This is a genomic window from Lactobacillus ultunensis DSM 16047 (genome assembly GCF_001436305.1).
GTDB lineage: Bacteria > Bacillota > Bacilli > Lactobacillales > Lactobacillaceae > Lactobacillus > Lactobacillus ultunensis.
This window is the reverse complement of the sequence record NZ_AZFO01000046.1, coordinates 1-12,234: the sequence shown is the minus strand read 5'-3', so window position 1 is coordinate 12,234 and position 12,234 is coordinate 1. Positions and strand designations below refer to the sequence as shown.

Annotated in this window: 11 protein-coding genes; 8 read left to right on the top strand and 3 right to left on the bottom strand. The window is 36.4% G+C overall.

The annotated features are described in order from the left end of the window. Nucleotides 1-34 precede the first annotated feature (34 nt). Complete coding sequence (locus FC57_RS09610; protein ID WP_236253606.1) at nt 35-739, top strand: ATP-binding protein; 705 nt, start codon at nt 35-37, stop codon at nt 737-739. A 57-nt stretch (nt 740-796) separates the two neighbouring features. Here FC57_RS09610 and FC57_RS09605 read toward each other — a convergent pair whose 3' ends face one another. The 3 genes from FC57_RS09605 to FC57_RS09595 form a co-directional block, all read right to left on the bottom strand. After that, nucleotides 797-1,762: a Gfo/Idh/MocA family protein gene (locus FC57_RS09605; RefSeq protein WP_007126964.1), complete on the bottom strand. Its 966-nt coding sequence runs from the start codon at nt 1,760-1,762 to the stop codon at nt 797-799. Between the two features lie 12 nt (nt 1,763-1,774). After that, nucleotides 1,775-2,575, bottom strand: coding sequence for a hypothetical protein (locus FC57_RS09600; protein WP_040530112.1), 801 nt, complete (start codon nt 2,573-2,575; stop codon nt 1,775-1,777). Between the two features lie 74 nt (nt 2,576-2,649). Then, nucleotides 2,650-3,405: a DUF6612 family protein gene (locus FC57_RS09595; protein WP_007126962.1), complete on the bottom strand. Its 756-nt coding sequence runs from the start codon at nt 3,403-3,405 to the stop codon at nt 2,650-2,652. Between the two features lie 164 nt (nt 3,406-3,569). On the opposite strand from FC57_RS09595, the gene FC57_RS09590 reads away from it, so the two are divergent. The 7 genes from FC57_RS09590 to tyrS all read left to right on the top strand — a co-directional run bounded on the left by FC57_RS09590 (nt 3,570) and on the right by tyrS (nt 12,132). Next, nucleotides 3,570-4,262 (top strand): 2,3-diphosphoglycerate-dependent phosphoglycerate mutase, encoded by a 693-nt coding sequence (locus FC57_RS09590; RefSeq protein WP_007126960.1) that lies wholly within the window; start codon nt 3,570-3,572, stop codon nt 4,260-4,262. A gap of 214 nt (nt 4,263-4,476) precedes the next feature. Beyond that, nucleotides 4,477-5,079: a pyroglutamyl-peptidase I gene (gene pcp / locus FC57_RS09585; RefSeq protein ID WP_007126959.1), complete on the top strand. Its 603-nt coding sequence runs from the start codon at nt 4,477-4,479 to the stop codon at nt 5,077-5,079. Between the two features lie 62 nt (nt 5,080-5,141). Further along, entirely contained in the window at nt 5,142-5,702 is a 561-nt protein-coding gene (locus tag FC57_RS09580) for an aldose epimerase family protein (RefSeq protein ID WP_007126958.1), read from the top strand. Between the two features lie 100 nt (nt 5,703-5,802). After that, entirely contained in the window at nt 5,803-6,900 is a 1,098-nt protein-coding gene (locus tag FC57_RS09575) for an LCP family glycopolymer transferase (RefSeq protein WP_007126957.1), read from the top strand. Continuing rightward, complete coding sequence (locus tag FC57_RS09570) at nt 6,900-7,517, top strand: glycerol-3-phosphate acyltransferase (protein ID WP_007126956.1); 618 nt, start codon at nt 6,900-6,902, stop codon at nt 7,515-7,517. Before FC57_RS09575 ends, FC57_RS09570 begins: the two co-directional genes overlap by 1 nt. 38 nt (nt 7,518-7,555) lie before the next feature. Further along, entirely contained in the window at nt 7,556-10,546 is a 2,991-nt protein-coding gene (locus FC57_RS09565; RefSeq protein WP_007126955.1) for an LTA synthase family protein, read from the top strand. A gap of 323 nt (nt 10,547-10,869) precedes the next feature. Further along, on the top strand, nt 10,870-12,132 hold the full coding sequence (tyrS, locus tag FC57_RS09560) for a tyrosine--tRNA ligase (RefSeq protein WP_007126954.1): 1,263 nt from the start codon (nt 10,870-10,872) through the stop codon (nt 12,130-12,132). Nucleotides 12,133-12,234: the final 102 nt, after the last annotated feature.

Here is a 12,234-nt window from a genome sequence, read left to right as displayed (position 1 = left end):
GATTTAACTAGCACCACGCGTATTTAATAAGTATTTGGAGAGTTCATTTCCGTACACACTGTTTGTTCAAAATGAGCAGGAACGGTTAGAATATCTGCAAGGAATCTATTCGACAATTGTTTTAACTGGTATTGTTACGCGTCTTAAAGTACGGGATGTGCCAGTCTTAGAGCGATTAATTCGAGCTTTGTTTGGTGATATTGGAAGTGCAATCTCAGTAAATAAGATTGCAAATACGCTCAAGAGTGCGAAGCTTCCAGCAGATAACAAGACTATTGATCGTTATCTTGAAGGAATTTTAAATAGTTTGTTGATGTACGAAGCTAAGCCATATGATATTCATGGTCGGTCGCTTTTACGCGCTCATAGTAAATATTATATAGTTGACTTAGGATTAAGACGATTGCTTTTGCCAGATCATCAACAAGATTATGGCCATATTATTGAAAATATTGTATTTTTAGAATTGAAGCGTCGCTATCTACATGTGTATGTAGGTAGAAGTGATAAACTGGAAGTGGATTTCGTGGCTTTAAATATGCGTAATGAAGCAAGATATTTTCAAGTAGCTTTAACCACTTTAGATGAGAAAGTTTTGCAACGCAAGTTGCGACCGTTGAAACAAATTGAAGATTCTTATCCCAAGTATTTATTAACGATGGATACTTTGAATAAAAATGCTGACTATGATGGCATTCAGAAAATGAATATTTTGGATTGGCTTTTAGAAAAAGACTAAAAAATAAACTACAACCTCAAATTGAGATTGTAGTTTTTGATTTCTATGAATAATGTTTTATTCCATTGAATTCCGAGCAGCGGTTAAAATTTTCATTACTTCCAGCGTGTGGTTGAAAGCTTCATCTGCTTTAATTGTATCGTGATGATCAATCATCTTAGTAAAAGCATTGAACTCACTAGCCAGGCGATGCGGATATTTATTTAATTTATAACGCTGTGGTTCTTCGTTACGCATTTGGACTGTGAAGTTATCTAGTGCACCAGTAGAGCCATCAATGTAAATGCTGCCTTTTTCGCCTTCAATGAATGAGCGTGGCGTTACATAACTGTCTTTTGATCCGGTGAGGGATGCTTGTTTGTCAGAATAAGAAAGATGCAAAATACCAGAAGTATCAACGCCTTTTTGCATGTTGGCATAGTATTGAATTTGATCTGGCAAGCCGAATAATGCCGCTACTAAATGGATATTATAAATATTCAAATCCATTAAGGCGCCACCACCTTTTTTCGGATCAAAAACAGGTGCAATCTTGCCTTCAAGGAAAGCGTCATAACGGCTCGAATATTGCGTATAGTTCAAGTTAATAATGTGAATTGGCCCGATTTTAGGCAATTCTTTTTGAATTTGCTTGAAATTTTCCAGATAAATGTTAGTAATTGCTTCGACGATGATTAAATTTTTTTCGTCTGCAAGCTGCTTCAATTCTTCGGCTTGGGCTGTACTTTCAACGAATGGCTTTTCACAAATGACATTTTTACCATGTTCCAAAGCTAATTTGGCAATGTCATAGTGAAGAAAGTTAGGTACAGCGACGTAGACTGTGTCTACATCTGGATCGGCCATCATTGCTTCATTGTCTGTGTAAATTTTCTTGATATTATATTTTTTAGCTAATTCCCGGGCAATATTTGCACTTCGTTTGATAGAAGAAATAGCTGTTAATTCAAGATTTTCAATTTGATCAGCGGTTGTTAGAAAGTCATGAACGATCATGCCGCTGCCGACAATTCCTAATTTCATTTTTTCACCTAATTATTTTTTCTTATTATTTTTGGTAGTTGGTAAAGGCTTAGCATTGGTTGCTGAAGCTGGTACTTTTAAGAAGTCGTGACTGCCGAAGTTGCCATAGCTTTGACCAACTTTAACAGTCATCATTTTGCCTAATTTCATGTAAACAAAGACATTGAAGGTAGCTAATTTCTTATTTTTAACGACCATCTTAACTGTCATGTACTTGTACTTACCGTATTTTTGAATTTGCTTAAAGATTTTGGCTTGAGCTGTACTCTGTGGGGTAGTGTTGAAGATTGGTTCAGCTGCCTTCTTCATCAATACTTTATCTGTCACCTTAGCAGTTAAAGTATAAGTGCTTTTATTGCGTTTCATCTTATAGACTTTGACTAACTTATCACTGGGATCAGAAATTAATTTATTATTCATAATCGCATCAGTTAATTCAGCGTAAGAGTGACCAGTCAGTTTTTCTAGATCTGCCTTGTACCAAGTGTCTTGACCGTTGATGTAAACGTTGTTAAGGTTGACCCATTCCTCACTTGATTGAGTTTTACCGCTACTGGTAGTTTGGTTAGTAATATGATAAACGGTAGAATTTCCGCCAAAGGTAGTATTAGCTAAAACTACTTGATTAGAAGTATCAGTTCCTAGAGTAACAGATTGAATAACTTGACCACTCTTAAAACTCTTTTTAGCTTTCTGTACTACTTGTGTCTTGTTTAAAACAGGCTCTGCCTTTTTCTGCTGCTGTTGACTGCAACCGCTAAGAAGAAATACTGCAGTTAAGGAAATACCGATAAATACTTTTTTTACTTTCATAACAAATCCCCCTGTGTATTTATGCATCTATTATAACAAAAAGCCCGAATCTAATTGGATTCGAACTTTTGACCTTAATGGCTTTTATCTAATTTTCCGAGGTCTACTGCATTTTTCTTAATGCTGTTAGGAACAGAAAGAGTTTCAATCTGGTTAATTTGATCAGCATTCATAGTAAAGGTCTTTTTTTTGGCATCATCTTTGTAAGTTGAACTTACCTTTACATCATTGATGTCATAGTTTTTGTCTACGTCAATTTGAATCTCATTATTAATTGGTTTGACATTGTCTAGGTCGATGCCGATTAAAGCTGTAACAGCAGAATCAGAAATAATAGCATTCCAAATTTTTTTGTTGTTTCCTTTATAAATAAGAGCGTAGTTGTTACCTTTTTGCTTTACTTTAAAATTCTTGCTGGTACCAATGAAAGGAACGATCATGCTGTTTAAGCTATCGGTTAGTACCGAATACGTACTATTTTTAGCTAGCTTGGTCTTGAACCAACGATTAGTACTGGTGCCCTTCATTTGAATGTAGTTATTTTTACCTTCAATCCACATTTTATAGTGGTTAGAAGTTGTAGAGACATTGGCATAAATCACAGTCGGATTTTTTACATATTGAGCTTCAGCCTCCTGCGTGGTTTTACCAGCAATGTCTTCAGTCCAATTAACGTGCATGGAACTAAATTTATTTTTCTGTGCATTGGTCAAAATTGTTTTGGCACTTGGCAAAGAATTGTCTTTTTTCTTATTGTTACTAGACGAACAGCCTGTTAGTAATAATACGAATAGTCCAATTAAACAAATGAAAATTTTCTTATTCTTCATGACTTACACTTCTTTTTCTATATTTTTGTTCTAAATTAACACAAAAAATAAGATAAATAAAAGCAATGTCTAAAAATTGATGTTTTTTTATCATTTCTCTATGAAAAAAACTGCGAAATGTGTAAAATATGGGTGAAACATTGAATTTTAAAAGGAGATTTTTCATGTCAAAATTAGTTTTAATCCGTCACGGTCAAAGTGAATGGAACCTTTCAAACCAATTTACTGGTTGGGTTGACGTTAACCTTTCAGAAAAGGGTGTTGAAGAAGCTAAGAAGGCTGGTCGTTTAATCAAGGAACACGGTCTTGAATTTGACCAAGCTTACACTTCCGTATTAACTCGTGCCATCAAGACTTTGCATTATGCATTGGAAGAAAGTGGCCAACTTTGGATTCCAGAAACTAAGACTTGGAGACTTAACGAACGTCACTACGGCGCTCTTCAAGGTTTAAACAAGAAGAAGACTGCTGAAAAGTACGGTGATGAACAAGTTCATATTTGGCGTCGTTCATACGATGTTTTGCCACCAGCAATTGATGACAACTCAGAATTTAGTCAATTCCACGACCGTCGTTACGCAAAGCTTGATCCACACATTATTCCTAAATGCGAAAACTTACACGTTTGCTTGAACCGTGTAATGCCATTCTGGGAAGATCACATTGCTCCAGACTTACTTGATGGCAAGAACGTAATTATCGCAGCTCACGGTAACTCACTTCGTGCTTTAACTAAATATATTGAAAACATTTCTGATGACGACATCATGAACCTCGAAATGAAGACTGGTGAACCAGTTGTTTACACCTTCGACGAAAACTTGGATGTTGTTAAGAAGGAAAAGTTGGACGACTAATTAAATAGTGGTTATTCACACAAAAAGAACTTCGAATTTTCGAGGTTCTTTTATTTTTGAACAAAAAAAGACATCCCAGAGAAGGGATGCCATTTTTTATCAACTTGCTCCAAAAAATTATATTTTAAATTTTTATTTCATAATATTTGGAACAAGTATGTTATATTATAAATAAAGAAAAACTGCCATTTTTTTCTAAGAAAGAGGCGGAAATATGAAAATTTTAATTACTGGATTTGATCCATTTGGTGGTGAAAAAATTAATCCTGCCATTGAAGCTGTAAAGAAATTACCTGATGAAATAGATGGCAACCAGATAATTAAGTTGGAAGTACCAACAATTTTTTATCAAAGTGCCAAGGTAGTTAGAGAAGCAATTGAAAAAGAACGTCCTGATATAGTTATTAACGTAGGTCAAGCTGGCGGTCGTGCTGCCATTACTCCTGAACGAATTGCCATTAATTTCCAGGCTGGTTCTACTCCTGATAATTCAGGTAAAGGACCAAAAGAAGGCAAGATCGAAGCAGATGGTGCAGATGGCTACTTTACGCAATTGCCAATTAAGAAAATGGTCACTGCAATGAGAAAAGCAGGTATTCCTGCCGAAATTTCAAATTCTGCTGGTACTTATGTCTGCAATCATCTTTTTTATGAAGTGCAGTATATGCGGAGACATGAATTCCCAAATTTAAAAGCTGGGTTCATTCACATTCCATTTTTGCCAGATCAAGTAAAAAATGGGCGCCGTCCTTCCATGAATTTAAGCGATATGGTTGCCGGCTTAACCGTTTCCATTAAAGCGGCAGTAGCTGACTAAAAATTGACAGTTGCCCATTGTAAGTGCTATTTTTGTCATGAAATTAAAGTTGGGAGAAAAATATGCAAACAATTGATAATTCTCTCTTTCAAGTCTCTGTCGATGAGAATGGAGCCAAGATGGTACATCTAGTATCTGAAACCGATAACTATGATTTTCTTGGTGAAAATGGGACTAAAGAGGGTATGGCAATTGCCTTTCCAGTAATTGATCAAGATCAAAATTGGATCAGTAAATTGCCTTGGACTGTCGTTGATAAAGGCGATACTCGAGTGAGTTTGACCCTAATTGATACGCCAGAAAGTTATAAAGTATTTCCGTATCATTTTGAAGTAATGACAACTTATGCTTTAGAGGGCAACCAAGTTGAAATAACGTTTTATTTAAAAAATTCTTCACATAAGGAAATGCCATTTTCATTAGGATTTGTTTTGCCAATTAGTTGGTCAAGTGATGAAGGGATTAATCAAATTAGTTTAAGTAATGAAAATCACACAATTGGCATCGCTTCAACTGATTTCAAGCTATCTACGGCGGATAATAAGATTATTGCATCTACTAATGAAGTTAAACTTGAGGCGGAAAGTGATCGAAATTTTACCTTGACTATAACTTTAAAGTAAAATAAGTAACGATTTTAATAAGATGTGGAAAGCAAGTCAGCGATGATTTGCTTTTTTTGTTATAATACACTCAATGTGAATTTACATATAGGTACGGTTTATGGAGAAGAAAAAACAAAATCGCCCTAGTAATAAATGGGTACAAAATCTTAGATATAAAAATCATTATATTTGGCTATGGATTACCGGAATTGTTATTTTAGTTGTGATAATAGCAGCTATAGCATATTTTGCTTCTGTCTATTTTAAAACCAAAGATGCGGTTGATAAGACATATGATCCACATACTGCAGTGAAAACTACAGGTGAATTTAATGGTAAAAAAAGGTTCGCCGTGTTGTTGATGGGTACTGATACAGGTGCTCTAGACAGAAAAGAGAAACGTGGTAGAACTGATACCATGATTTTAGCTGTAGTTAACCCTGCAAAGAAGCATTATACTTTGATATCTATTCCTCGTGATACTATGGCACAAATGATTGGCTCAGATACTTTCAAAACTGAGAAGATCAATGCAGCTTATGAGTTAGGTGGAGCTAAGATGTCGATGGACACTGTTTCTGAGTTAATTAATGTGCCAATTAAATATTATGCTGTAGTCAATATGGGTGGGATCATGAAGATGATTCGCTATGTTGGCGGAATTAATATTAGGCCAACTCTTAGTTTTGAATATGGCGGTTATAAATTTAAAAAGGGCAAATTAACGCATATGGGTGGCGCTGGTGCACTAGCATACTCTAGAATGCGGTATGATGATCCTAAAGGTGATTATGGTAGACAGACGCGACAACGGCAGGTAATTATGACTTTAATTAAAAAAGCAGTATCTGTTAGTTCATTGTCAAATTTAGATTCAATATTGACATCAGTTTCCAGTAATGTACGAACCAATTTGCCGTTCAGTGCTCTTCAACAGATTGCAATGAATTATCGTGGCTGTGCCGATACTTCATCTAGTGACTATCTTCATGGTTATAATGCGATGATTCATGATGCTGCATATCAGGTTCAGCCTACTAAGGAATTACAGAGAATTTCCAATCTTGCGAGAACTGAATTAGGTCTTGAAAAGGAAAATATTAATAATAATGAGACTTTTCAAAATCAGCAGAATATTGCAAATGGCTTTAGCTTCAAGAGTAATAAAATCCAAAATTATCACATCTATGATTATTACGGAGATGGCGGTTATTGATGAATAGAATTTATGCGATTCTGATTGGCTATGTCTTCGGAAATTTTTTGACGGCAATGATTGTGGGCGAAATTTTCTTAAAAATAAATCCTACCGAATATGGTTCACACAATCCAGGAACAGCTAATATGGGTGCTGTTTTTGGTAAGAAATGGGGCATTTTAACATGTTGCGGCGATTTGCTTAAAAGTTTAATCGCCTTGTTTATTGTTTATTTTGCTTTTCCAGCTCATATTAATATTGCATATACAGGCTTAGGGTTAATCCTGGGGCATTGTTTTCCCATTTGGGATCACTTTAAGGGAGGCAAAGGCGTTGCAGTTGCGGCTCAAGTGGCTGTCTTTTATGATTGGCGCGTGGGTTTTGCAACTTTGCTGGTAGCTTTAGTTTTAACTGCAATTATGCAAAATTTGACGATTCCGCCTTTAGTGTTTATGCTTTTATTCAGTATTGATGAATTTTTGCATAGCCAAATGGCAGGAGTTGTCTTTGTGGTGATTACTTTAATCATGGTCTTCAAGTTCTGGCAAGATATTGTTGATTTCTTTACGGGACATGGTAAGAGAGTCGATATCTTATTTTCAATTAAGAAGAAGTTGGGGATTAAAGTTAAGTAATGGCAAAAAGAATTTTTAGTAAGGACATAGACTAGAAAATGAGTGAGATTAACAAGAAAAAATCACTAAATGTTGTCCAAATTATTTGTATAATTTTGGCGGCATTCTTTATGCTAGTGCAGATGTTCTCGTGGGGTAAGACGTTTGGCAGATTGCCACTAAGTACCTTGATGAGATACATTCCAGGACTACTAGGTCGCTCCACTATGGTGCTTGTACCGATGGTCTTTGGTGCCGTATACAGTAAGAGAAAGATTCATCCAACTGAAGCTTTCAGATTCTGGATTATGGCTGTTACTACACTGGTACTTTTATACTTGGTTAACTTTTTCAAACGCCCAGGTAGTTTTAATATGTGGAAACTCTGGGGCGTCTGCTTCCCAGTGCTGACAAGTACGTCAGTGTTACTGGCTGGTTTAATCTTTAGCATGTTAGCACAACCATACCTATATGAGTTGCAGCACCGTATTACAGCTAAGCAAAACTTACTGTTGTTGAGTGCTTTGACGTTAGTTGGTTTTGCTACAAGTGCAGGTACAATAATCTTTAATTATTCCATTTATGGTATTTATTTGATCTTGTACTTTGCTTGGGGGATGTTTTTAGCCAACGTCAAGATTCCTAAGAAAGTCTTTGGCTGGTCAGTTGCTTCAGGAATAGTTTCATTCTTTGTAATGTTCATTGGTGTTCCCGGCTTTAACGGTGTTTACTGGTACCAACGCTTGTCTGGTCGTAGCGGCGTTTATTCTTGGAATCCAAAATTCTTAAGCAATATTACATCACCATTCTTATTCTTGATGGTGCTTGCAGCATTCTTAATTTTTAGAAAAGTAATCGTCAGCTTCTCTGCTAAAGAAATGCGCTTCTTTATTCCAGTAGTAGTCTTTATGGATGCGCCAATTATTGGTGGATTTGTAAAATCATTCCGCTTTACTGGTAGTGCTGGTTTTAACAAGTTTTTGATGATTATCATCATGTTAATTGTTACCTTTGTTCTGGCTTATCTATATGAAAAATACTTGTTTAGATTCAAACCAGTCAAGAAAGCAATTACATTTTTGAATAAACACAACAATCTGGCAGAAATTATTGAAGAAGTTTGGAAGAACTTCACTGCTTGGGTAGTTGAAAATAGAGTAAGACTTCTTACATGGGGTTGGTTCTATGTATTAAGTTTTGCCTCATTCTTAATTGAATCAGATAACTTACGTATTCAAATTACAACTTCTACTGATATCAACGCTGTCATCTTCTTGCTCGGGACTAGGTTCTTTGCCATTATATTAACGGCTATCTTTCTTGATGCAATGTTTGCAATCTTCTATTTCATCACTACGCGTTACTGGACTTCAACTGTTTTAGTCAGCGTAATTGTTATTGGTTGGGCTATTGCTAACAAGATCAAGTTGAATCTTCGTGGGGAACCAATTTACCCAACCGAAATTGATGAAGTTGTTAACTGGAAGACCTTATTACCAATGGTTGGTCAGCAAAAAGTAATTATGATTGCTGTTGCTTTGGTAATTATCATTGCATTATGCGTCTTCTTGGAAATCAAGTTTCCAATTAAGAAAAAGGGTTCATGGAAGCGTCGTGGAATCTGGGCATTGCTCAGCTTGCTTTTGTTCATGACACCAATCCGCTTTAACCATGACGGTGGCATGATTTATCACATCAACCGTGGTTTTGATAACAAACAATCATTCAGAAACCCTGAACGTGATATTCAAATCAACGGTCCACTCTTGAACTTCTTGAACTACTTCGACTTGCAGATTATGAATAAGCCTGATAACTATTCAGAATCTACAATCAAACATTTGGATCAAAAGTACAGCAAGATTGCTGATGAAATTAACAAGACTAGAAAGAATACTTTAAAAGATCAAACGATTGTCTACAACTTGAGTGAAAGTTTTGTTGATCCATATACTTTCCCAACAATTAAGATTGATCCTAGGGTTCCAAACCCAGTTAAGTTTATTCAATCAATGAAGGAGAGATCTACTTACGGTAGCATGCTTAGTGCAGGTTACGGTGGTGGTACTGCTAACATGGAATGGGAAACTTTGACTGGTTTCAACATGGGGATGTTCAAGTCAACTTTGACTCCATATGTACAGATCGTACCTAACTACGACTTCTACCCAACTATTGGTATGGACTTCAACTACAAGTCCGCTGTTCACCCATTCATTGGTACTTACTACTCAAGAGTAGAAGACTACAAGAGATTTAAGTTTAACAAGTTCGTTTACCTTGGTTCTAAATACAAGATCATTGATCAAAAGAAACTTGGTAAGAGTACTTACAACTCTGACTTCACTTGTTATGCTAATGGTTTGAGACAAATCAACAGCATGAAGGGTGGTCAATTCATTAACTTAATTTCTATTCAAAACCATATGCCTTACAATAACTGGTATCCAAATAATGAATACATGGGTAAGGTATCTGGTGAGCTCTTCAATACTGCTGCTGTTCGTGAACAGATGGCAACTTATATCAAGGGTACGCAATACACTGACAAGGCTGTAAAGAAGTTTATTGGTCAAATTGATAAGATTAAGAAGCCAATTACTATTGTCTTCTACGGTGACCACTACCCAAGCATCTTGTCACAAAACTATACTTCTAAGTATCCTGTTCAAATGCACGCAACTCGTTACTTCATTTACTCAAACAAGTACGCAAGAGAACACGGTGCTAAGAGCAAGTTGACTTCTAACACTAATTACGTCAACACTAGTGACTTCACTGCTATGATGCTTGAACAAACCAATTCTAAGGTAACTCCTTACCAAGCACTTTTGACTGAAGTTCACAAGAAGCTTCCTGCAATTACTATTAACTTTAATGGTGATAAAGGCTTCCAATTAGTTGATCAAAAGGGTCATTTCGTAGATCCTAAGAAATTGACTTCAGAACAACAAGCACTTTTGAAGGATTACGAAATGGTTCAATACGATATGACTGCTGGTCAAGCTTATGGTTTAAAGGCTAAGGGCTTCTACAAGTTAAGTAATTAAATTTGAAAGAAAAGCTTGAGAGAAATCTCAGGCTTTTTTCTTGCTATAATTTAGAACGAAAAATTAAGTAAACAGTTGACGAAAGTCGTCCATCACGTTAATATAATTTTAACGTAGGTAATCAATCAGTTCGGTGTTCAGAGAACTAGCGTTGTGGTGTGAGCTAGGCAGGCTGATGTTGATGAAGTACATGATGGGGGTAGTTCCCGTAAAGACTATTAAAGGCGCAATAGCGCGAACGTGGGTGGTACCACGGCTAATAATGTAATTTAGTCGTCCCTTGAGATTTTTCTCAAGGGACGTTTTTTATTGGAGGAAAAAATATGGCAAAATTTGATATTTTAGAGGATTTGAAGTGGCGTGGCGCCATTAATCAAGAAACAGATGAAGAAGGTTTGCGCAAGTACTTAGCTGAACACGATGATTTGGCTCTTTACTGTGGTACTGACCCAACTGGCGATTCACTGCACATCGGTCACTTAATTCCATTCATGATCTTGAAGAGATTCCAAATGGCTGGCTACCACCCAGTAATCTTAATCGGTGGTGGTACTGGTGCAATCGGTGACCCATCAGGTCGTAAAACTGAGCGTACCTTGCAAACGGCTGCGCAAGTTAAGCACAATGAGGAATGCTTAACTAATCAAATGAAAAAGTTGTTTGGTACCGAAAACTTTGAAATCAGAAACAACGCTGAATGGTTAGGCAAAATTAACTTGATTGACTTCTTGCGTGATTACGGTAAGTTCTTCCAAGTTAACAACATGATCAACAAGGACGTGGTTGCTAGTCGTCTTGAAAATGGTATTTCATTTACTGAATTTACTTATCAAATTTTGCAAGCTATTGACTTCTACCACTTGAACAAGGATGATGGCGTTCAATTACAAATCGGTGGTAGTGATCAGTGGGGCAATATTACTGCTGGGATTGACTTGATCCACAAACTTGAAGGTGCTGACCGTCCAGCCTTTGGTTTGACTATTCCATTGATGCTTAAGGCAGATGGCACCAAGTTCGGTAAGTCAGCCGGTGGTGCCGTATGGCTTGACCCAGAAAAAACTAGTCCTTACGAATTCTACCAATTCTGGATTAACCAAGATGACCGCGATGTGGTTAAATACCTCAAGTACTTCACTTTCCTTAGCCGTGAAGAAATTGAAGACTTAGCTGAAAAGACTGAAAAGGAACCATGGAAACGTGCAGCTCAAAAAAAGTTAGCTGAAGAAGTTACTAAATTTGTTCATGGTGAGGCTGGTTTGAAAGAAGCACAAATGATTACTGATGCTTTGTTCTCAGGCAACATCAAGAACTTGTCAGTAATCCAAATTGAGCAAGGCTTGAAGAATGCCCCAAGTGCAGAAGCCGGTTCAGAAAGGAAAAACTTGGTGGACTTCTTAGTTGATACCAAGATTGAACCTTCAAAGCGTCAAGCTCGTGAAGATATTAAGAATGGTGCTATTTATGTCAATGGTGATCGTGAACAAAGCGTTGACTTTGATGTTGATCCTTCAAGCGCATTTGATGGCAAGTATGTAATTATCCGTAAGGGTAAGAGAAAGTACACTTTGGTTACAGTTAAATAACTAGATAAAAATACGATCAAGACTCTTAAAATGAGTTCTTGATCGTATTTTTATGATTCGCTACATTATTTAAATAATGAAGCTATAAATTTAATTGCTATA

What these genes read in the sequence shown, in the direction of transcription:
- FC57_RS09605 (WP_007126964.1), bottom strand. Translation starts at nt 1,762, where the DNA reads ATGAAATTAGGAATTGTCGGCAGCGGCATGATCGTTCATGACTTTCTA.
- FC57_RS09600 (WP_040530112.1), bottom strand. Translation starts at nt 2,575, where the DNA reads ATGAAAGTAAAAAAAGTATTTATCGGTATTTCCTTAACTGCAGTATTT.
- FC57_RS09595 (WP_007126962.1), bottom strand. Translation starts at nt 3,405, where the DNA reads ATGAAGAATAAGAAAATTTTCATTTGTTTAATTGGACTATTCGTATTA.
- FC57_RS09590 (WP_007126960.1), top strand. Translation starts at nt 3,570, where the DNA reads ATGTCAAAATTAGTTTTAATCCGTCACGGTCAAAGTGAATGGAACCTT.
- pcp (WP_007126959.1), top strand. Translation starts at nt 4,477, where the DNA reads ATGAAAATTTTAATTACTGGATTTGATCCATTTGGTGGTGAAAAAATT.
- FC57_RS09580 (WP_007126958.1), top strand. Translation starts at nt 5,142, where the DNA reads ATGCAAACAATTGATAATTCTCTCTTTCAAGTCTCTGTCGATGAGAAT.
- FC57_RS09575 (WP_007126957.1), top strand. Translation starts at nt 5,803, where the DNA reads ATGGAGAAGAAAAAACAAAATCGCCCTAGTAATAAATGGGTACAAAAT.
- FC57_RS09570 (WP_007126956.1), top strand. Translation starts at nt 6,900, where the DNA reads ATGAATAGAATTTATGCGATTCTGATTGGCTATGTCTTCGGAAATTTT.
- FC57_RS09565 (WP_007126955.1), top strand. Translation starts at nt 7,556, where the DNA reads ATGAGTGAGATTAACAAGAAAAAATCACTAAATGTTGTCCAAATTATT.
- tyrS (WP_007126954.1), top strand. Translation starts at nt 10,870, where the DNA reads ATGGCAAAATTTGATATTTTAGAGGATTTGAAGTGGCGTGGCGCCATT.